This window comes from Streptomyces sp. B3I8 (assembly GCF_030816915.1).
Classification (GTDB): domain Bacteria; phylum Actinomycetota; class Actinomycetes; order Streptomycetales; family Streptomycetaceae; genus Streptomyces.
The window spans coordinates 5,875,591-5,897,549 of sequence record NZ_JAUSYN010000002.1 but is presented as its reverse complement, the minus strand read 5'-3'; the positions used below and the strand labels follow the sequence as shown (position 1 = coordinate 5,897,549).

Annotated in this window: 9 protein-coding genes and 1 pseudogene; 8 read left to right on the top strand and 2 right to left on the bottom strand. The window is 66.6% G+C overall.

All coding sequences use genetic code 11. From position 1 onward, the window contains the following. The first annotated feature begins 1 nt into the window (after position 1). Positions 2-4,462 carry a hypothetical protein gene (locus QFZ64_RS28200; protein WP_307070335.1) on the top strand — a complete coding sequence of 1,487 codons (4,461 nt, stop codon included), beginning with the start codon at positions 2-4 and terminating at the stop codon, positions 4,460-4,462. Beyond that, positions 4,459-5,520, top strand: a complete 1,062-nt coding sequence (locus tag QFZ64_RS28195; protein WP_307070334.1) for a Wadjet anti-phage system protein JetD domain-containing protein — start codon at positions 4,459-4,461, stop codon at positions 5,518-5,520. Before QFZ64_RS28200 ends, QFZ64_RS28195 begins: the two co-directional genes overlap by 4 nt. A gap of 101 nt (positions 5,521-5,621) precedes the next feature. Here QFZ64_RS28195 and QFZ64_RS28190 read toward each other — a convergent pair whose 3' ends face one another. Both QFZ64_RS28190 and QFZ64_RS28185 read right to left on the bottom strand, forming a co-directional pair. Continuing rightward, positions 5,622-6,227 (bottom strand): hypothetical protein, encoded by a 606-nt coding sequence (locus tag QFZ64_RS28190; RefSeq protein WP_307070333.1) that lies wholly within the window; start codon positions 6,225-6,227, stop codon positions 5,622-5,624. Continuing rightward, positions 6,224-7,330, bottom strand: a complete 1,107-nt coding sequence (locus tag QFZ64_RS28185) for an ImmA/IrrE family metallo-endopeptidase (protein ID WP_307070332.1) — start codon at positions 7,328-7,330, stop codon at positions 6,224-6,226. The genes QFZ64_RS28190 and QFZ64_RS28185 overlap by 4 nt, the downstream gene beginning before the upstream one ends. Before the next feature lie 341 nt (positions 7,331-7,671). Between QFZ64_RS28185 and QFZ64_RS28180 the strand changes: the two are divergent. The 6 genes and pseudogenes from QFZ64_RS28180 to drmC form a co-directional block, all read left to right on the top strand. Beyond that, positions 7,672-8,271: pseudogene (locus tag QFZ64_RS28180) on the top strand (ATP-dependent helicase); the annotation flags it as partial. Between the two features lie 289 nt (positions 8,272-8,560). After that, on the top strand, positions 8,561-10,906 hold the full coding sequence (drmD, locus tag QFZ64_RS28175; RefSeq protein ID WP_307070331.1) for a DISARM system SNF2-like helicase DrmD: 2,346 nt from the start codon (positions 8,561-8,563) through the stop codon (positions 10,904-10,906). Continuing rightward, positions 10,903-14,955: an Eco57I restriction-modification methylase domain-containing protein gene (locus QFZ64_RS28170; protein WP_307070330.1), complete on the top strand. Its 4,053-nt coding sequence runs from the start codon at positions 10,903-10,905 to the stop codon at positions 14,953-14,955. The genes drmD and QFZ64_RS28170 overlap by 4 nt, the downstream gene beginning before the upstream one ends. Further along, entirely contained in the window at positions 14,952-18,716 is a 3,765-nt protein-coding gene (gene drmA, locus QFZ64_RS28165; RefSeq protein ID WP_307070329.1) for a DISARM system helicase DrmA, read from the top strand. Before QFZ64_RS28170 ends, drmA begins: the two co-directional genes overlap by 4 nt. After that, positions 18,713-20,746, top strand: coding sequence for a DUF1998 domain-containing protein (gene drmB, locus QFZ64_RS28160; RefSeq protein ID WP_307070328.1), 2,034 nt, complete (start codon positions 18,713-18,715; stop codon positions 20,744-20,746). The genes drmA and drmB overlap by 4 nt, the downstream gene beginning before the upstream one ends. After that, positions 20,739-21,473, top strand: coding sequence for a DISARM system phospholipase D-like protein DrmC (drmC, locus tag QFZ64_RS28155; RefSeq protein WP_307070327.1), 735 nt, complete (start codon positions 20,739-20,741; stop codon positions 21,471-21,473). The genes drmB and drmC overlap by 8 nt, the downstream gene beginning before the upstream one ends. The last annotated feature ends 486 nt before the right edge of the window (positions 21,474-21,959 follow it).

The window sequence follows — 21,959 nt, the reverse complement described above, 5'->3', positions numbered from 1 at the left end:
CATGTATGAGCTCAATCGCATCCTGCTGCGAAACTTCGGGCCGCGAGATGCCCGCTACGAAGACGTACCCCTGGACTTCTCCGGCGCCGGCGCCGAAGTGGAGACCGCCTCGCTGATCCCCGACGCCGGACACGTCGCCCAGCGCCCGGCACCCGCCAGCCTGGTGATGCTGCAGAACGGCGGCGGCAAAGGCGTCTTACTGACCGGCATCACCTGCACCACCATCCCCTACCGTCACAGCGATCTGGAGACGCTACGCAACTTCACCGTTTCGATGGCCCAGCCGTCGCACGTGGTACTCGAATGGGCCGACGCCCGCACCGGACGCCTGCTGGTCACCGCACAGGTCCTGGCCCCCGAACACGACGGCAAACTGCACCGCTGCTTCTACAGCTTCCACCCTTCCGCGGCCCTGGACGCCGACCGGCTTCCCTTCCACCGTCAAGGGCACTGGACTCCGTACGAGGACTACTGCACCGAACTGCGCGACTGGGAAAAACGAATGGAAGCGCTCGAACTGCACATCGTCGAAGGCCAGGAGAAGTGGGAGAAACACCAGCGCGGCCTCGGCCTGCAACCCGAACTCTTTGACGTGCAGCGCAGGATGAACGCGAAGGAGAGCGACGCCGCCGCAGCCTTCACCACCAACACCGCCGACGCCTTCGTCGAATGGCTGCTGCGCAAGGCCACAGACGATGACCGGTACACCGAACTGGGCACGGCCTTCCACGGTTATGCCGCTGCACACGACGAACGCGCCCTCTGGGAAAGGGAGCGGCAGTTCGCGATGGAGATGCAGCACGCATGCGAGGACGTCGCCAGCCTCCACGACACGCTCAACCGGCATGCCGGTGCAGCCAAGAACGCCGAAAAGGACCTCGTTCACCTCACCTCCGCGATCCGGGCACGTCACACCGCCCTCACCGCCACCGAGGCCGAGAGAAACACCACCCTCAAGGACACGCACCGCGCGCTGGAAGCCGCGAAGCGCAGCAGCGAACTCGCCCACTCCCGCGTCCAGCACGTACAGGCGTGTTCCCACACCCTCGAACTGGACGAGATCACCGCCCAAGAACAGGAAACCCAGAAGAACAGGCAACAGGCGCAAGATGAGAGGACGGCGTGGGCGAGCGTCCCGATCGCGCTGCGTCACACACAGGCACTGGACAACAACAACCGTGCCCAGCGGGCCCTCGTCCAGGCCGAACTGACCGCTGCCCCCTTCGTCCAAGCCCTCGACGCCGCAGCAGCAGCGCTGCGGGCGGGCTATACCCGGGCTGAGAAAGAGGCCCGCGACACGATCCGCACGCACAAAGACACCACAGCCGAGACGCAGAAGCAGATCGAACAATGGCGTATCCGCAGCAACAAGCTACTCACCGCGGCGGGCGCTGCCCAGGAGGAAACCCGCACCCTACAGAAGCAGACCGACGCCTTCGCATTACGCCTGAACGCCGCCCGGGAAGATGATCTCCTTGCCCCGCAAGAAAGCGCCGCCGATGCCGCCGCCCGTACCCAGGACCACGCACGCCACAGCGAGCAGCTGCTCCGGGAAGCCGACCAGGTCCGCAAGAGCGTCCGAACCGAACGGGACCGCGCCCACTCCGCACTGGCGGGGCAACAAGAACTGGCCTGGTCCGCGCGTGCGGCCGCGTCAGCAGCGGACGAGGAGACCAGCCAACTGCGAGCTCAGGCTGTAGCCATCCGCAGCAATCCGCTGTGCGCCGAGCTACTGGAAGCCAACAGCGACGAGCTTCACGCCGACGACGCATTGCGCTGGCTGGATGACCATGCCGGCGCCCTGCACCAGCTCGCCGAGCGTCGCACCGGCGGCCTCGAGACCGCACGGACACGCAAGCACATCGACCTGCAGAACGATCAGGATCTCCTCTCCCTCCTCGACACCAGCGAGGGCCTGCTGCCTGCCGCCGAAGAGGTACGCGACCTGTGCGGCCAACTGTCGGACCACGGGATCCACGCGGTGCCCGGCTGGCAGTGGATGCGCGACAACGTCCCGACCACGGAGCGCCAGCAGGTCATCAGTACACACCCCGATCTGGTCGGCGGGATCATCGTGGGCGGTCTCGACGGCTTGGACACCGCCCAGAGCATTGTGGAGCGCCTGCGCCCCCTGCCCTCCGCGGCCGTCACCGTCGGCACCGGAGAACGGATGCTGAGCACCCAGGCAGCGTCCGACGGCGGACGATTCGTGGTCGAACCTACCCCCGCCCTCCACGACGAAGAAGCCGCCGCACACGAGCGCGCTGCGGTCGACGCCCGCATCACCGAGGTCACCCGCGAGTTGAACTTGCTCGGACAGCGCATCACCGCTGTACGAGACCTTCTGCGTCAGATCGCGAACTGGCGTGATGCCTGCGGTATGCGGACTGTGTCCGACCTGCTTGGCCAGCTGGAACTTCTGGAGACCTCTGCTGAAGAGGCCGAGACCGCACTGGCCGCAGCCCGCACCGCAGCAGGTGAGCAGGAGACTGCGCTGGAGGTCGCTGAGGACGAATGCGAACGTCGTACCGAAGGTCTTAAGGCGGCGCAGAGGGTCGCCGAGGAGCTGGCTCGCCTGGCGGAGGAGGAGACCGCTGCCGACCAAGCACGGGCCCGGATCAAGGCCCTTGCCGGCGAGAGGGTCGCCCGCACCAACGAACTCGAGTTGCTGGCGGGCCAGATCGACCAGGCTGGTGAGGAGATCCTGTATCTCGCGCGAGCCATCGAATCAGCCGAGCAGGCCGCAGACCGATACGCCCGGGCGCGCGAAGAGATCACCAGCACGTCCCAAGCGCAACAGGCACACGAAGCCTCCAACGCAACCCTGTTGCCCCTCCCCTCTCTCCAACATCGCTATCTGCAAGCGCAGGACGAACTGAGGGGCGTTGAGGTCGGTGAGGACCAGCAAGTGCGTGCCACGGCCGCGCAGAAGGCTCTGCTCGCGAGCCAGGAAGAATGGAACAAAGTCCCCGAACAGGTACGAGGTCTGGCCATGGCCCACAGTCGCGATGGACGGGCCGGTGACCCCGTTCAGCGCGACGCCATTCTGCGCGCCCTCACCGCCAAGATCGATTCCTGCGACGTGGCCCTTCAGCGACTGCGGGATCAGTCGAGCCGTCTTGCGGAGCGCTCCAAGCATCTCACCCCGGCAGCAGTCTCGCTGAACGACGAAGACGCCGCAGCCTGGACACCGACCACCGTTACTGAGGCCCGCGAGCTGGAGGCCCGGGCCACGGGCGCACTCGACACGGCTCAGGACAAGGAACGTCTTGCCGCTGCAGCCTTCAACACCGCCCGCCGCGATCAGGCCAGTTCCACCAAGGAGCTTGTGGCATTCGACCGTGTCCTGCCGGTGCTGGAAACCGCTGTCCACGGCCTAGCCGTTCCTCCGGACCGGGAGCCCTACGACGGCACTGCGGAAGCAGCCGCATTCGCCGCTCGACAGGTGACAGCCGCACACACCACGTGCCGGGACGCAGCCCGCCAGACAGAGCGAAGCCTGGAAGGAAGCGTCAGCCGGCTCAAAGAAGTACCCGCCGATGTCCGATTCGAAGGACTCGACATCCCGCTGCGTACGCAGATCTCCGCCCTGGACAGCCGCCACATCCCAGCAATGGCTGCCACCTGGACCGATGCACTGACCTCTCGCATCGCAGCCCTGAACTCAGATCTCGAAGGCATGGCCAAAGCCCGCGAGGCCCTCGCCTCACAACTCAGCGGCCACGTCACCGACCTCCTGCAGCGCCTCGACCAGGCCAGCCGCTTCTCCGCCTTCCCTGAAGGGGACGCTCCCTGGTCCGGACAGAAATTCCTCACCATCCGCTACAAGAAACCGGATCTCACTGCCCTAGCCGCCCAGATGCACGAATCCGTCGATGCACTGGCCGGCAATCAACGCACTCGCAAGCTCAAGGGTATCGACGTCGTCATGCGCTGCCTCGTAGCGGCCGTCCCCCGAGGATTCACCGCCGAGGTCATGAAGCCCAACGCCTCCCAACGCCTGGACCGCGTCCCCGTCGAGGAAATGAGCCGCGTCTTCTCCGGTGGCCAAGAACTGACCGGGGCCATCCTCCTGTACTGCGCACTCGCCGCACTCCGTACTTCACCCGGGCCTCGCAGCCGCACCCGTAACGGCGGACTGCTCCTGCTCGACAACCCCATCGGTCGGGCCAATGCCGGGTACCTCGTCGACATCCAGATGGAGATGGCCGCCGCCCTCGGAATCCAGCTGATCTACACCACCGGACTGAGCGACGAGGACGTCATCTCGCGGTTCCCCATGCGCATCCAGCTCCGCAACGACGCCGAGGCCCGAAGCGGCCTCTCCCTCATCCGGCTCGATGAACAGGTACGCAACGCTCTCATCCCCGCCCCCCGTATCAATCCAGACCAAGACGTCCCCGAACCCGTCGGTGTCCTCACCTCTGCCCGGCTGTACAGGAAGCAGGGCGACGCTAAATGACCTCCCCCACGGGACAACTCCAGGTGCCGCTCTCCCCCGCAGCAGCACAACTCAGCGCCGCACTCCAGGCCCGCACCGACCGCGTCACGGTCGGCCGGGCCACCCTCATCGAGGCATTCCGCGACGCTCTACCTGGCGCCGCCAGCGGCGAGAACGCACGCAGCACGCTCGCCACACTCCTGTACGAAATCGCCGAACACGGCATCATCGACCTGCCCACCTCCCGCACCAAATGGGACGCCGGCCGCCCGGCCCTTCCGGAACAGGTCCGGATCCCCACCGCGCCGCCAGCGAAATCCTCCACCCCACGCCAGCATGTGTCATGGCGGCCAGAGCTCAACTGGGCCTACGGCACCCGGTTGACCGCGTCCCAAACCGAAGACCTCCTCGCCTGCAACCGCTGGTTCCGGGATACCCACAACCAACCAGCCCGCCGCGCTCCGCTCCCCCTACGCGAGCGCTCACACGAGATCTTCCGCTACGAAAAGCGCCTCGACACCCTGATCACCGGAGCACTCTTCGCCCCCGGCAGACTGACCCTCGAACAGCTCTCCACCTACCGCGAACCGCCACCGCTGGCCTACCGCAGGCTCGGCGACGGCGACACCATGCTCGTAGTGGAAAACAGCGACACCTACGCCACCTTGCACAACCTGCTCAAGGCCGCCCCCGGCCCCATCGGATACATCGCCTTCGGCTCCGGAAGAGCCTTCGAAGCATCCGTAGAAAACATCGCTGAGCTCCCTGGCATCCACCGCATCGTCTATTACGGCGACCTCGACGCCGAAGGCATCGCCATCCCAGCCAGAGCCTCAATCAACGGCGTCCAGCACGGACTGCCACCTATCGAACCGGCGACGGGGCTGTACCGCCTGTTGCTGGCCCGCGAACCCAACGCCGGCGACATCATCGCCAGCGACCGGGCCCACAGCCTGACGGCATGGCTCCCCGAGGAACTCCGGGAGGTAGCGCACGTCCTACTGACCAAAGGGCAACGCATCGCGCAGGAAGCAACCAACCGGAACGAACTCAGCGTCGATCCAGACTGGCGATGGTGAGCCTCCCCTTCGGCAATTGTTCGCCGTGACTCTCGCTGGTAGGGCTTCGCATGGGACGGCCCCTTGCGCGGGGGCCGTCCGACGGACTGGGGAGGCAGTTGTTACGTGGTGTGCGCGGTAGCTTCGTCGCCGCTCTGACCAGGTAAAAGTTCAGCTAGCGACCATGGGAGGACGGTGAGGTCGGCGACGGACCGGGGAAGCCGCGGATAGCGGTTCAGCTGGCGCATCTTCTGCATCAGGGCGAAGCCGTCCTCCGCAGCGACGAATCCCGCTTTCACGGCAAGCTGCATCATGTCGAGCGTCTCCGCCGTCATGATGCCCTGCCCAATCGCATACTCCAGAGCGGATTTATCATCCGATATCCACCATGCACCGGAGAACTGGGGCCAGCGTTGGATGATGTGGCAGGTCTCGGCCTCGCCGAGGTGCTGCAGGTACCGGTCGGCTTGGCCGCCGAACACAGCCGTGCGAAGGTGCCCGACGTTCTCAACGTCGTCCGGAGCCGTTAGTCGGATTGCTTCGCCGAGCCAGCCCTGCTGTCTCAGGTCGTGAAGAGCGGGCAGCTGTTCGGCCGATTTGCGGGCCTCTCGCGACACAGCCGCGGTCCACTTGCCGCGGCCGGCCAGGACCGCGCGGAGCAGATCGAGGCGTTCAACGGCGGCGAAGTTGCACAGGACGGTGTTGTCCGGGAACAGGAAGTCGCTCATGCTGTACCGCCGTTGTCCTGTTCGGACGCTAACTGGTCTCTGAGCTCGTCGACATCAACGCCGAGTAGCGACGCGTACGGACGCAAGGTCGCCTTGCCGGCGTCATAGGCAGCGCGCGTGTCGCGTACAAGAAGTCCGGGGAGCCGTTTCTCCTGCGAGGCCACGACTTGCCGGTCGAGTTCTTCCACGCGGTCAGCGACGACTGCGGCCTCGCGCACGGTCATGCGCTTGTAGTAGTCGCAGGCGCCGGCGTCGATCACACGAAGCGTGAGCAGTCTGTAGGCCAGGGTCGCAGGGCTGACGATGAAGTCGCAGCACAGCGCGGCAAAGCTTTCCCGGGTCAACCTCACTGCACCGACTGCTTCGCGCAGGGATTGTTCGGGCAAGAGGAAGACGGAAGCGAAGGCGTTGGCTCTCTGCTCGCTCGGATCGATCTTCTGGGCCCGTTCGAAGATATCGCGGTCGAAGTGGACGTCCTGGTCGTCGTCGGCGAGAAGGTGCCCAAGCTCGTGCGCGAGAGTGAAGCGCTGACGTGCCGGGTTAGATGTCGTAGTCAGGAGGATGAGCTTGGCACCTTGCCCCATGGCAGCGAGGCCGTCAAAGCCGTCGCCCAGCGGCTCGACAGCCACATCGGCACCGAAGACCGCCTCGATCAGTTCCGGCAGGCCGCCCTGGACCACCGATCGTCCCTGGAGCTCCACCGCCCTCCGAGCGGATTTCGCCAGCGCCTCTCCCTGGGCAGCGTAAGTACTGCCAGCAGGCGCTGCCGAGGAGACGGGCCGCCAGGGCTGCGTATACCCGAGCTTGTCCAGGTCGGCGCGTCGGGCAACGTAGTCCCGAGCGGCTGCCAGTGCCTCGGCCGCCTTTCCAGTGGTCGTTCTCGCTGCCACGGCCAGTGGGGGCTCGGCTCCGGTGAGCAGCCAGTCCATGGAGACGTGGAATTCATCGGCAATGACCGCGAGATCAACAGTTGAGAAGGGGCTCGTGCCGCTGAGGCACTCACGGAACTGCTCGGCGTCGATGTCGGCCTGGTCGGCGAAATCGTGGAGGCTCAAGCCCGACTGGTCGATCAGGCTTCTCACGCGATCGGAGATGCTGGACACCCGTGGACAGTAGTCCGCCATCTGCCCAGTTCTCAAGGCGAATGGCAGACGATCCCCAGGTGTCGAACCCGTACTGCTCCCCAGCCGGGAGACACCAGCTTTAGCTGGAGGATCGCATCGCCATTGACCCGAGATCAAGCGGAATCCGGTCCCAGGAGCCCGGGGCTGCCAACGCCTCCCGGGACGGTCTGTGAGGGCACTCCTGCACCCGGCTGACCAGCGATGTCAGCGAGTTCGCGCGACTCGAAGCAGGCCGCACCCAAGGTCGTAGATACTGGTGCTTTCGTGATCCTCCAGCGCCTCGTGGCGGCGCGAAGCGCAAAGGGGATCTCAGTCCGGCAATGACGGCATCGGTGAAGGAGTCTGCCCAGGTGGCGACCGCTACGGAGCATCCGCAGGGATCAGCGAGCACTACCCCGAGCGCAGCGGCCCTTCCGCCACTCCCAGAGCCGGGTCAGGTCGTCAAGGTCCGAGGCTCCACCTGGGCCGTGTCTGATGTCCGTAAGCAAGGTCTCCCCCGCAGCCCTGCCGACGAGGGCGTGCCGGGTCTAACCCATGTGGTCAGCCTGCAGTCGCTCGACGAGGACCGGCTCGGTCAAGAGCTGACCGTGGTCTGGGAGCTGGAGATCGGGCACACCGTCGCCCCGAACCAGGGCCTTCCCGAGACCGTGCGCGCCGAAGCATTCGACGATCCGAACACGCTCGCCGCATTCGTGGACGCGGTCCGCTGGGGCGCGGTCACGTCGGCGGACGCGGACTCTTACCAAGCTCCCTTCCGCAGCGGCGCGAATGTAGAGGCGTACCAGCTGGAGCCATTGCGCCGAGCTCTGCAGTCATCGCGTACGAACCTGCTCCTCGCCGACGACGTCGGCCTGGGCAAGACCATCGAGGCCGGTCTCGTCGTGCAGGAGCTACTGCTGCGCCACCGCGCCCGATCCGTGATCATCGTCTGCCCTCCGAGCCTCTCGCTGAAGTGGCAGGACGAGATGCGCGAGAAGTTCGGCCTCGACTTCGTCATCGTCAACAGCGAGCTGATGGCGAAGGTACGCCGCAGCCATGGCCTGAACGCCAACCCCTTCCGACTCTTCCCACGTGTGATCGTGAGCATGGCGTGGCTGCCGTCGCTGAGAGCGCAGCGTCTGCTGCGCGACGTGCTGGCCGACGTGCGTAGCTCAGGAACGGCTCGGCGGTACGCATTCGACGCGGTTGGTAGTCGACGAGGCGCACCATGTGGCACCGGCCAGCCCAACGACGGCGCCGGGCCAGCGCGGATACGCAGTGGACAGCCATCGGACGACGGCCACAAAGAAGCTGGCGGAGGCGTGCGAGCACCGGCTGTTTCTGAGCGCGACGCCGCACAACGGCTACTCGGAGTCGTTCACCGCCCTCCTGGAAATGATCGACGGTCGACGGTTCACCCGCGGCGCAAGCATCGACGAGAAGGCGCTGAGGGAGGTGATGGTGCGGTGGCTGAAGAGCGATCTCCCGGAGAAGGGGTTCAAGGCGCGGAAGCTCGGAACCCTTCCGTTCACGCCGTCGGAAGAGGAGCAGCGACAGTTCGAGCGTCTGGAACGACTGCTGACAGAAAGCGCCCGGGCAAACGGGAAGGGATCGGGCGGCGACATCGTCGCGATGCTGCTGAAGAAGCGCTTCCTGTCCAGCCCCTGGTCCTTCGCCCGCACGCTTGAGCTGTACGAGGGTGCGGACGGCGGCGACCGCCAGCTGCAAATGGACGACGAGGACGAGTACTACACGGAGGTTCTGGGCAGCGGCCAGTCGGACGAGGAGGAAGGCTCAGCCGAGCACCCCGAGTTCACCGCGCTGCGCCACTCGAAAGCGTCAGACCCCCTGGTCGCGGCCACACGCAGCGAGATCGCCTCACTGATCGAGTGGGGGCGCGGCTATGAGCACAAGCCAGACTCCCGGCTGGAGAAACTGCTTTCCTTCCTGAGCGCCGTCTGCCGCCCCGACGGCCGCCACTGGACCAACGAACGGGTCGTGGTATTCACCGAGTACGCGGCCACCCTCGACTGGATCGCCGGCATCCTGCGGCAGCGCGGCTACAACGACGTACTGGAAGTCATCCAGGGCTCAACCCCTACCGAGGAGCGGGAGAAGATCCGCGCCCGGTTCACCGAAAGCCCCGACAAGCACCCGGTACGCGTCCTACTTGCCACCGACTCCGCAGGCGAGGGCATCGACCTGCAGACCCACTGCCACCGTCTGGTGAACTTCGACATCCCCTTCAACCCGTCCCGCCTGGAACAGCGCATCGGCCGAATCGACCGGTACGGGCAGACGCAGAACCCTGAAATCTTCCACTTCGTGCCCGTCTCCAGCTCCACGACGTACGAAGCGGACATGAAGTTCATGGGGATCATCGCCACGAAGGTCGGACAAGCCACCGAGGACCTCGGCAAGGTCAACCAAGTCATCGACGCAGAGGTGCAGGAGCACTTCAGCCCCACCCGTACGACACGTAAGCCACGGCTGACGGCGCCGGACGACGGCAACGAGGTAATCACGCGGGTGCTGGCCGGCGGTATCGAGCTGAACCGCAAGCTGACCCAGCTGTCAGCCACGTACGGCGAGTCCAAAGCCGCCATGCACCTCACACCCGCCAATGCGCGCCGGGTAGTAGATACCGCACTCGCCCTCACCTCCCAGCCCCCGCTCATCGAGATCGGCGACGACCACACCGAGGCGCAGGTCTTCGAAATCCCAAACCTCGGCCGTACCTGGCAGTGGGCACTGCGCGGCCTGGACACCCGGCTTGAACCGGGCGTGCTGCGTCCTATCACCTTCGACGACCAAGCAGCACAACAGCGCACCGACCTTGTCCACATTCACCTCGGGCACGCCCTCATGCAGCGGGCCACCCGCACCCTGCGCTCAGCGCTGTTCAGCACGGACTCCCCGGTCCACCGCGTCACCGCCGTCATCACCCCCGACCTCCCCCAGTCGTGTGTCGCGGCCGTCTCGCGGCTCGTCCTGGTCGGGCGCGGCGGGCTACGACTCCATGAAGAGGTCTTCCTCACCGGTGTCCGTCTACGCGGCCAGGCACTCGCGGAGTCCAAGGTCGAGCAGGTACTCGATGAGACGCTCGACTCCGAGAAGCTGCTCCTCGCGGACGAGGAGGTACGGGCCCACCTTGCCGAGCAGTGGAACGACGACGGCGCGCGGTTGCGCAGCCGCCTGCTGACCGCGATGGAACGCAAAAGCGCCAGCCGGCAGGAGAAGGTCACCGAGGCGCTCACCCAGCGACGGGACTCCGACATCGCACGTGCCCGTGAGATCTTCGGCGCGTTCCGGATCAACCTGCGTGAGTCTCGTGACCGTCTGGAGCAGGCCATCCGCGCCGAGGAGGAGCTGCTGTTCACCGACGACCAGCAGAGGCAGCGCCGCCGCGACCTGCAACACATGAACGAACGCCTGGAGAGCCTGGGCGACGAGGAAGAGCGCGAGATCGCGTCCATCCGGGAGCGATACAGCGACATCAGGCCCTACGTGTCGGCCGCCGCGGTCGTGTTCGCCCTGACCCCCGAAGACGCGAAGAACGGAATGGTTAAGGCATGAGCCGCATGTACGCCCCGACATCCGCCGACCTTCATCGCGCCTGGCTCGAACTCGTCGACGCCGACGGCCCGTTCCTAGCCGTCCCCGCCCTGGAACGCGTCTGGCCTCAGGGCATCCCCCAGCCTGACGCCCGGGCGCTCGACGCCATCAAGGACGCCAAGCCCGCCTTCGAGAAGGCTTGGGAGAACTGGGACGAGCACCGCGACGACGAAGCCGCCCTCGACCTCTACCGTGGGGCCCGCGACACCTGGGTCGACCTCGTCCTGCGCCAGGGCCTGCGCTGGGGCACCTCCTATACCGTTCCCGGCCCGGCCACTGCCGAGGTCCACTCGCCCGACTACGCCGTCTCCGTGCGAGCCAATGGCGCACTCGTCCATGGCGAAACCACCGGGGCACTCGTCCTCATCACCGACCCTGCGGACTCCCTTCGCGACCCGCTCACCGACGGCTGGTTGGCCAGCCCCATCGACCGTATGGAAGAGCTGCTGCGCGCCTCGGAGGTCCCCATCGGCGTCGTCACCGACGGCCGCTGGTGGGCGATCGTCAGCGCCCGCTCCCAGACGATGGTCGCCTCCGGCATCGTCGACGCCCAAACCTGGATCGAAGAGCCCCAGACCCGCAACGCCTTCATCGAACTCCTGCAGCGCCGCCGCCTGATCGGCGGCAAGCCGCAGGACCGGCTGACCGAACTGTTCGGCGAGTCCGTCACCGCAGCCGAAAAGATCACCGAAGCCCTCGGCACTCAGGTACGCCGCGCCGTCGAACTCATTGTCCAAGCCCTGTCCGAAGGCGCCCTGGCCGCGCAGCGGCGCGGTGAGGCAGACCCGCTGCCCGCCCGACGCGGCGAGGTCTACGAGGCCGCCGTCACTGTCATGATGCGCGTCGTCTTCCTCCTTTTCGCCGAAGAACGCGGACTCCTTCCTCAAAGCCGCCTCTTCGCCATGGGCTACGGCATCAGCGATGAGCTCGACCTCCTTGACGCACGGGAGAAGGAGGAAGGCGAACAGGCTCTCGACGCCACCTTCCTGACCTGGCACCGACTCCTTGCCACCTCCCAGGCCCTCTATCGTGGCGCGTCCTTCGAGGACCTGCGTCTGCCCGAGTATGGCGGCTCGCTCTTCGACCCTGCCCGCTTTCCCTTTCTCACCGCCTGCGACTCTCAGGACACACTGGCCATCACGGTCAGCGACCGCGTCATGCTTGAGGTCCTGCGCGCCGTCCAGATTGCTCAGTTGCCGGGCGGCGCTAGGCGGATCTCCTTCCGCGACATCGACGTCGAGCAGATCGGTTACATCTACGAGGGTCTCCTCGGGTACTCCTGCGAACCCGCCGAAGAGATCGTCGTCGGCCTGGCCGGCAGCGCGGGCTCCGAACCGGAAGTACCTCTGGCCACCCTCGAAGAGTTCAGCCAGGCCAAGCACACCGAGGCCGCACTGGCCGATGCGATCCTCAACTGGATCAAGGTGAACCAGCCAGCGGCAAAGCCGCCCAGCAAGGCCGCTCTCACCACGGCGCTGAAGGCCGGCGAAACACTCGACGATACCGAGACCGCCTTGCGTGACGTCACCGACGATCCCGAACTACGGGAGCGACTGCGTCCGTACATCGGCATCATCCGCCGCGACCTGCGAGGCCGCCCCCTCGTCGTCGAACCCGGCGGTGTTCTGCTGGTGGAGACCCCCTCGCGAGCCTCGGCAGGTGCGCACTACACGCCGCGCTCGCTGGCCGAGGAAGTCGTCCGTTACGCGCTCGAGCCGCTCGTCTACTCGTATGGCCCCCACCAGAGTGTCGACCAGGACGCGTGGCGGCCGCTCGACTCCGACCAGATCCTCGAACTACGCATCGCCGACATCGCCTGCGGCTCGGGCGCCTTCCTCGTTGCAGCCGCACGCTACCTCGCTGACCGCCTCGTTGAGGCATGGCAGCGCGAGGGGGTGGCGTACGGAAGGACGCCGCATGACCTGCTCGTCCACGCCATAAGGACCGTCGTCGCGACTTGCCTGTACGGCGCCGACATCAACGGCATGGCCGTGGAAATGTGCAAACTGTCGCTGTGGCTGGTCTCCCTCGACCCCAAACTGCCCTTCTCCTTCGTCGACGACAAAGTGCTGCACGGCAATGCCCTGCTGGGCCTGACCGCCGCCGACCAACTACGCCGCCTCCACATCGACCCCGCCGCGGCCGACCACCAGCTCAGTGTCTTCGCCCTGGACGTGGACGACATCCTCAACCAGGCCACCCGCCTACGCCGCCAGCTCGCCACCGAGGTCGATGACAGAGACCCGCAGCGCTCAGCGGCCACCAAGCGCCGGCAATGGCGCCGGTACCAAGAACTGACCGAGCAGCTCGCTGACGTCGCGGATGGGGTGGTCGCGGCCGGGCTGCAGTGGGGCGGGAAGCCGGGGAAACAGTTGAAGGCGGCGTACGAGAATCTGCGCATCGCGGTAGAGCGCGCATACCCCGCCGGGGGCGAGGATGCGGACCGGGAGCGGACGATGCTCGACAGCATCAAGGATGCTGGGCTCACCCCGACGGTGACAACGGACTACGCGCGGTGGAAGCCGCTCCACTGGATCCTGGCCGTGCCAGATGTGATGGAGCGAGGCGGATTTGACGCTGTGATCGGGAACCCGCCGTTCCTAGGTGGGCAGAAACTCACCGGCTCGATGGGGACCAACGTCCGCGACTGGTTCGTCAACGCACTCGCGGTCGGGAAGAAGGGGAGCGCGGACCTGGTGGCGTACTTCTTCCTGCGCGCGCATGAACTGCTGTCGCGGCGCGGCACTCTAGGGCTGATCGCAACAAACTCGGTCGCTCAGGGGGACACCCGACGAGTTGGACTCGACCAGCTGGTCTCAAAGGACTTCACCATCACCCGCGCGATCCAGAGCCGGTCGTGGCCTGCGGCCAGCGCCAACCTCGAGTACGCGGCAGTTTGGGGCACCCGGGCTGACATCAATTCGACGGTGCCCCGGGTCGTCGCCGAGATCGAAGACGACATCGAGGTTGAGCGGATCTCCACCCTGCTGGAACCGGGGGGCCGTGTGGACGGCGACCCTGTGCGGTTGGCGAAGAACGTGGGGATCGCGTTCCAGGGCTGCATCGTGCTAGGCATGGGCTTCGTGCTGGAGCCCAATGAGGCTGCGGCGTGGATTGAGGCCGAACCGCGGAACGCGGAGGTTCTCTTCCCGTACCTTAACGGTGAGGATCTCAACTCCCGCCCAGACAATTCAGCTTCACGATGGGTCATTGACTTCAATGACAGGTCGGAGCAGCAAGCGCAGGAGTACGAGCTGCCATATGAGCGGGTGCTGGAGCGCGTAAAACCCGAGCGGGCGAGGAACAAACGGAAACCTCGACGTGAGCGATGGTGGCAGTTTGCCGAGCTGGCACCCGCGATGCGGAGGGCGATTGCCGACGCCGACTTGGAAGAGGTTCTGGTCATCGCACGAGTCAGTAAGACTGTGATGCCTCTGCGTGTGTCAACACGACAGGTCTTCCACGAAAAGCTAGTTGTGTTCGCTAAGGGGGCATCCACAGATCTGGCGGTTTTGTCCAGTAGTGCTCATCAGTTGTGGGCAATCAAATATGGCACCACGATGAGGATTGACCCGACGTACACGCCGTCGACGGTCTTTGAGACCTTTCCGCGTCCGGATGTGAACGAGCATCTTGCTGAGGTCGGTGAGCTGCTCGACGCCGACCGCCGCGAGATCATGCGCCGCCGCGACCTCGGCCTCACCAAGCTCTACAACCTAGTCAACGACCCCGGCATCCCCGACTCCGGCGACGCCGATGTAGCCCGCCTCCGCGAGATCCACGTCCAGCTCGACCGAGCCGTCATGGCCGCGTACGGCTGGGACGACGTCCCCCTAGACCACGGTTTCCACACCTACCGCCAGATGCAGCGATGGACGGTGAGCCCCGCCGCCCGGGTGGAGATCCTCGACCGCCTCCTCGAAGAGAATCATCTCCGTGCCGTCTCACAGGGCGTTGTCGTACCCACCAGCGACAATGAGGACACCGAGGAAGAGGAGGGCGACGAGTGACCACCCCCCGGCGCGACGGCACCCAGCCCGCAGCGGGATCCGGCGGCCCCCAGGCCCCGGCCTACCGTCTCGCTCTCGAACCCGACAACCGTTCCTGGACGGCCCGCGAGAACCTGGTCGACATCCTGGAGCGTGAGCTCCTCGGCCCGGCCAACGGCCCGGACGAGATCCTCGACGGGGTCCCCGACTCGGCGTACCTGATCGGCCGGATCGCGCCCGTGCGGCTCACCGCCGGCCAGGACGACCCCGGCGAGGCTGGATCGGACAACGCAGCGACCGACGTGGGCGACGCCGTGGACGCTGCCGAGAGCCGGGGCGTGCCGCTCACCGCCGTCGACGACAGCAGCGCGAGCTCGGACGAGGACGAGGTCGAGGACCAGCCGCAGAAGCGTGGGCTGATGATCCCGGCGTCGATGGGGCTGCGCTTCCAGATCCCTGACGACCTCGACGAGTTCACAGTGACCGCTTCGTGGGGCACGTACGAGCCGGTGAAGGAGAAGCGCGGCGAGGGCACCGAAGGCGGCGGGAACGACGGCGCGGCACCCGCTCCGGCTCTCCGTCGTTTCCAGCGTACCCCGCACGCCATCGCGAAGACGATCAACGTTGCCGACCTGGAGCCGTCCCGTACGACCGAGATCGTACTCAAGGACAAGATCTTGGTCCGGGTGGATCGGTACGACGACTCCGAGCGTGGCTGTCGGCTGATCGAGGTGGCGCTGTGCAACGACCGGGAGACTCCCCGCAAGATCCCGGTCGAGGCGTGGCTGTACCAGACCAAGCTGTCGGTGTCGGCCGGTGGCGTTGAGGTGTTCCTGCCGGTCAATGACGTACTCCTGGACACGCGCGAGGAGCCGGACGACGAGCTGCGGCGACTGCGGCTTCAGTACCGCCACCGTCTGGAGTTCGCCCACGGCCGGACCTGCTCGGTGGACTGGAAGGTAGCCGAGGGAGCGCGCAGGGCCAGCGAGGTCTGGACGACGTGGCTGCCGGTGAGTGAGACGCCTCAGACGGCCGCCGAGGAGATCGGCGCGGCCCTGCTGGACATGCGCAAGCTCCAGGAGGCGTCGACCGACGAACTGCGTACGGGTCTTGAGCCGATCGTCGCGGGTTACACGGCCTGGCTGGACGGCGAGGAGCAGCGGGCCGAGGTGCTTCCGGAGCATCTGCGGTCCGAGGGTTTGGACGCGGTCACCGAGGCGCGTCGGGTGCAGCGCCAGCTTGAGGAGGGTCTGAAGCATCTCCTCGGGGCCGAGGAGGCGTTGCGCTGCTTCCGGTTCATGAACCGGGTGATGGCCGATCAGCGTGTGCAGTCCCAAATCGCGGAGCGGCGAGCGAGTCGCCCGGAGGAGAGCATCGACGAGGCTCGCGAGGCGATCCTCGCGGAGAAGGGAGCCCTGGCGCATTCGTGGCGTACCTTCCAGCTCGCCTTCGTGCTCATGCAGTTGCCGTTGCTGTCCGACCCGGCGGCCGAGAAGCGGTCGGGGGATCTAGCCAAGGCGCAACTGCTGTTCTTCCCGACCGGTGGTGGCAAGACGGAGGCGTATCTGGGTCTGGCCGCGTACACGTTCGCGATCCGGCGCCGCCAAGGCGTTGTGGATGCCTTTGAGGGGCCATTGGACGGACGGTCCGGGGTGGCCGTTCTCATGCGGTACACGTTGCGTCTGCTCACCGCCCAGCAGTTCCAGCGCGCCACCGCCCTGGTGTGCGCAGCGGAGATGGCGCGGCGCGATGATGTGGCGACCTGGGGAGACGAGCCGTTCCGGATCGGGCTGTGGGTCGGTACCGATGTGAGCCCGAAGCGGTATGACGAGGCTGCCGAGCAGTTGCAGAAGGCCCACGGGGGCCGCGGCTATCGGCTGACGGTGCTGCAGATCCAGCGCTGCCCGTGGTGCGGGACGCGGGTCGAGGCGCGGGATGTGCGCACGGAGCCCGCGCTGCGTCGGGTGTACGTGTACTGCGGCGACGAGCTGGCCGAGTGCCCGTTCTCTGACGGCGGTGAGGTCCCCGACGGGCTGCCGGTCCTCACGGTCGACGAGGAGATCTACCGGCTCGCGCCGGCGTTCGTCATCGCCACAGTGGACAAGTTCGCCCGTCTGGCGCGGGAGGGCGAGGCGGCCTCGCTCTTCGGGCATGTCTCGCGACGCTGCGAGCGGCACGGCTTCGTGCACCCCGACTATCAGCAGTGCGATATCAAGGACGGCAGCAAGCACCCCAAGAAGGACGGCCATCCGGCCGCTCCCGTGCACCCGGCCACCCGGCTCCGGCCCCCGGATCTGGTCATCCAGGACGAGCTTCACCTGATCACGGGAGCCCTTGGCACCACGGTGGGCCTGTTCGAGGTGGCCATCGACGTGATGACCGACTGGCGTACGAAGGACGGGCGCCCGGTTCGTCCGCTCCTTGTCGCCTCCACCGCCACCGCACGCAACGCGGCCGACCAGGTACGTGCGTTGTACGGGCGGGACGTCACTATCTTCCCGCCGCAGGTCCTGGATGCCGGGAACACTTTCTTCTCCAAGGAGATCCCGGTCTCCGAGGACAAGCCGGGTCGCCGGTACGTCGGGATCAGTACGACCGGGGTGCGCTTGACCACGGCGGAGATCCGGGTTGCCGAGGTTCTCATGGCCGGCGGGCAACTGCTTCTTGACCGCTCCGGCAGCGTGGCCGATCCGTACATGAGCCTGGTCGGCTACTTCAGCGCTACCCGTGAATTGGCCGGCATGGCACGGTATATGAGCGACGACATCCAGACCGCGCTCGCCAAGGGCCGCCCCTGGTCGAAGCTGCCCCGCCGCACGGGTACCAACTACGGGTCGCTGCACGTCGCCGAGCTGACGTCACGTGTGGCCAGCGCCGACATCACCGCTACCCTCGACCAGATGGCGGTGTCGTTCGATCCGGGTTTCGACTCCACCGCGGGCAAGCGGAACCGGCGCGCGTTGCGGGAGGCGAAGAAGTCTGAGCCCACGCGCGAGGTGAACCCGTACGACGTGGTACTGGCCACCTCCATGCTGCAGGTGGGGGTCGACGTGACCCGGCTGGGTCTGATGCTCGTAGTCGGCCAGCCGAAAAACACCGCCGAGTACATCCAGGCGTCTTCCCGCGTCGGCCGGGCAGCAGACCGGCCGGGCCTGGTCCTCGCGCTGGGGAACTGGGCGCGCCCCAGGGACCTCGCCCACTTCGAGCAGTTCCGCCACTACCACGAGACGTTCTACGCGCAGGTCGAGGCGCTGTCCGTGACTCCCTTCTCGGTGACCTCGCTGGAACGCGGCCTGGACGGTGTGCTGGTCAGCGCGGCCAGGGTTTTGCAGGCCGCAAAGGCCGGCCCCGGCCAAGGGCTGTCCCCGGAGGACGGCGCGGCCCGTATCGAGGCCGAGCAGCACTTCGCCGGTGAGCTCATCGACGCCCTAGTGCGCCGGATTGCGCGGGCCGGCGACGAGGACGCGTCCAACCGCGCCCGCCTGCGCTTGGAGAACCGGCTCGATCAGTGGGGCAAGCGTCGCAAGCACCTCGTAGAGCTGCGTAAGTCACTGGTGTACGAGAGGGTTCTGGACGACAGCCGGCACGATGCCCTGATGATGAGCGCGGAGAACGCGAAGGCGGGCCTTGACACACGGGACGCGCCGCCGTTCATCGTGGCGAACTCGATGCGTGAGGTGCAGCCGGAGATCAACTTGCTGGTGAGCCCGATCAAGGAACGACTGGTGTACCGAGCACCTGACTATGCCCCGAAGTGGCAGATGCCGGAGGAGAGTTCATGAGTGACGAGACGCGGTTCGTCTACGACGTCGCTCACGCCGTCGACCCACTGGGCGATCTGGAGCAGGAGGCGGAGAAGGCCACCAAGCACAACCGCGCCAAGGTCGGCTCAGCCCGCCCCTCCTCCCTGCTTTACACCTACGGTCCCGGCGCGATCATGGACCTGCCACAGTTCACGATCATGCCCACTGGCTTGGACGAGTGGGACCGCATCTGGCAGCGGCGTGACTCTGCGCCTCCCCAGATCCACGCTCCACGGCTGCGTGACGTGGTCCGGATGATGCTGCGCTCCCCCGACGTGCAGCTGCGGCCGTATCCCTGGCAGCCGAAGAAGCACAGCCGGTCCGCCGAGGGCAACGACCTCGGCGTCCCGTCCCGGGTCTTCCCGCAGTGGCTGCGGTGCACTGGCTGCGACATGCTCGGGTTGCTCGCCCAGTTCGATTACCGCAATACGCATCCCTTCCGCACCGACCTGGCCGTCTTCGAACATGCCAAGTGCACGGGGCGCGCGGGTGGCCGCACCCGCAAGCCGATGCGGCGCACTGCCATCCCGGCCCGTTATCTGCTGGCCTGCGTCGACGGGCACCTGGACGAGTTCCCGTACGACCTGTGGGTGCACCGCGGGCAGCCATGCAGCAAGGCAGAACTGCCCGCCCTGAAGATGGTCGACCGGACGGCCGGGAAGGGTGCCTCGGCCGTCATCCAGTGCGCCTCCTGCGACCTGCGGCGCCCGATGAACGAGGCACAGGGCGAGGCCGGCAAGGCGAAACTGCCGAAGTGTCGCGGACGTCACCCGCACCTGGACGCCTTCGAGCCCAGGGGGTGCGGCAACGACACCCGGCTGATGCTCGTCGGGGCCTCCAACCTGTGGTTCCCGGCCACCCAGTCGATCATCGTCATGCCGGAGTCCCAGGAAGAAAAGGCCAGCGACCTGGCCGACCGGGTCCGCACCGCGCTCGGCGACAAGCTCGCCAAGTACCGCGCCAACCTCGACCTGATCAGGGACCTGCTCGGGATGGACGGCGGCGTAAACGTAACCGGCCTGTCTGACCACGATCTGGAACAAGTCCTTCAGGCCGCCTCCGCACCCACCGACACTCCGGAGGAGCAGGAAGAGAAGCTCCGCGACTGGGATCCAGTCGACCTTCTCGTCCCTGAATGGCGTTACTTGCTGCGTGACATCGTCGGCACCCGCGTCGAGGACCCCAAGAGCGGCCTCACCCTCGCCACCCGCGAGCGAGGCGACACCCTGCAGCCGGAGATCACCCGCGTCCTCGCGGTCGAACGTCTCCGCAAGGTGAATGCCCTGGTCGGCTTCACCCGCATTGATGACATGGACCGCGTCGGCGACCTCCCACGCCGCCTGGCCCCACTGACCCGTACACCACGACCGGCCTGGACCGTAGCAACCGAGGACCGGGGCGAAGGCATCTTCCTACAGCTCGACGAGAACGCAGTCGCCGCATGGGAAAAACGCGTCCTCGACACCGACATGTGGAAGTTCCACCGCGAGGCACACGTCAGAAACTTCAGACGCCGCTTCTCCGACACCGCCGACCAGGTCGACCCCGACACCCGGCTGAAGCCCCCGCGCTACTGGCTCGTCCACACATTCGCCCACATCCTGATCCGTGAACTCGCCCTCACCTGCGGGTACTCGGCGGCAAGTCTCAGCGAACGCCTCTACGCCTGGCCCGCCGCGGAGGGCCGAGACCCGTCGGCCGGCCTTCTGATCTGCACAACCGCCTCCGACAGCGACGGCACCCTCGGCGGACTCGTCCAACTCAGCGAGCCTTCCCGCCTCCAAAGGGTCGTCGGCAGCGCGCTACGCAAGGCCGCCCGATGCTCCTCCGACCCCATCTGCTCGAAGCGCACCCCGCAGGACCCCGAGGACTTCCTCCACGGTGCCGCCTGCCATTGCTGTGTCATGGCCTCGGAGACCTCCTGCGAACGCGCCAACCGTTTCCTCGACCGCCGCTTCCTCCTCGACCTGCCCGGCAGCAACCTCGGGTTCTTCCAGGTCCATGAGTGAGGCGGACGCGCCACGACGCCTTGGCCAACTGCTCACCGGGACCGAGGCCAAAGGCATAGCGGACCGGCTTGCCGACGGTGACACCCTCACCGCGGCGCTCAAGGTCGTCGCGGTCGGCCAGCGGGCAGAGGTCCGACGCCTTCTGGAGGCGGTTGCCAGCGGCACCGGGACAAGGCACCAACAGGTCCTGGCCCTGCGCGCAATCGAGGGGGCACGGGCTCTGCCGACCACGTTGTCGCCGCTCTGGACCATGCCCGGACACCTCGTCCAGAGCGGGCCGCTCACCACCTCGGTGACCCGCCTCGTGGACAGCGCACGCCACGCAATCACATGCTCAACCTTCAACTTCCAGCCGACTTCAGCGCTTTGGAAGTCATTACGAGAAGCCGCACAGCGTGACGACATCGCCGTCCGCGTCTATATGGACGCGCGGGCCGCGGACGGCGTCGGACAGCAACGGTCCCCGACGACTGCAGAAGTCGCTGCGCACCTAGCGCCGGCCGAAGTCTGGCGAACCAAGCAGTTCGACGGCACATACGTCCGCAACCACGCCAAGTTCCTTGCCATCGATCACCATCTTCTCCTGGTGACCAGCGCGAACTTCTCCTGGAGCGCGGAGAACAACAACGTCGAGTTCGGCGTCCTCATCGACAACCCGAACCTCACCGAAGCCGTCGAGCGCGAGCTGCGCGAGGCGGAGGGCGCCCTGTACGAACGGATTTCCTGACGTCTCGCAGAGCGGCCTTCCGGAGCCTTTCTGCGAGAACCAGGCGCCGCCAACCCGCCCGATCTGCATCGCCAACAAGCTGCTGGCCCATCAGAACAGGCCGACCACATAGACGATCTCTGGTACTCCGACTACTCGTGGCGCACCATGCGCCACGACGGCATGCCCTGCTACGGATTCACCCGGTCCCTCCCAGGCTGGACCCGAGTAATGCAGTTCCCGAGGCCGAGCAGCGCCTCGTCGACCACCTCGGCCAGCTCCGCCATCGCGCCGTCCTGCCGTCGGGCCGGCACCCGCCTCACCGCGCGCCGGCGAGGCCGGGTGTCGGTGCCGTTGCCCCGACGGAGTAACGGAAGGCCGGGGCAGTTACGGCGCCGAGCTCCACAGGTGTTTCCCGGGAGAAGGCAGCAAGAAACGGGCCCGGGCTGGAACAGCCGGTCCACACGAGTGGACGCATATGGGCCCAGACAGCTTCGAAGCGAAGCA

Coding starts and splice junctions, on each gene's coding strand:
- drmC (WP_307070327.1), top strand. CDS start 20,739: ATGAGTGAGGCGGACGCGCCACGACGCCTTGGCCAACTGCTCACCGGG.
- QFZ64_RS28190 (WP_307070333.1), bottom strand. CDS start 6,227: ATGAGCGACTTCCTGTTCCCGGACAACACCGTCCTGTGCAACTTCGCC.
- QFZ64_RS28170 (WP_307070330.1), top strand. CDS start 10,903: ATGAGCCGCATGTACGCCCCGACATCCGCCGACCTTCATCGCGCCTGG.
- drmB (WP_307070328.1), top strand. CDS start 18,713: ATGAGTGACGAGACGCGGTTCGTCTACGACGTCGCTCACGCCGTCGAC.
- QFZ64_RS28195 (WP_307070334.1), top strand. CDS start 4,459: ATGACCTCCCCCACGGGACAACTCCAGGTGCCGCTCTCCCCCGCAGCA.
- QFZ64_RS28200 (WP_307070335.1), top strand. CDS start 2: ATGTATGAGCTCAATCGCATCCTGCTGCGAAACTTCGGGCCGCGAGAT.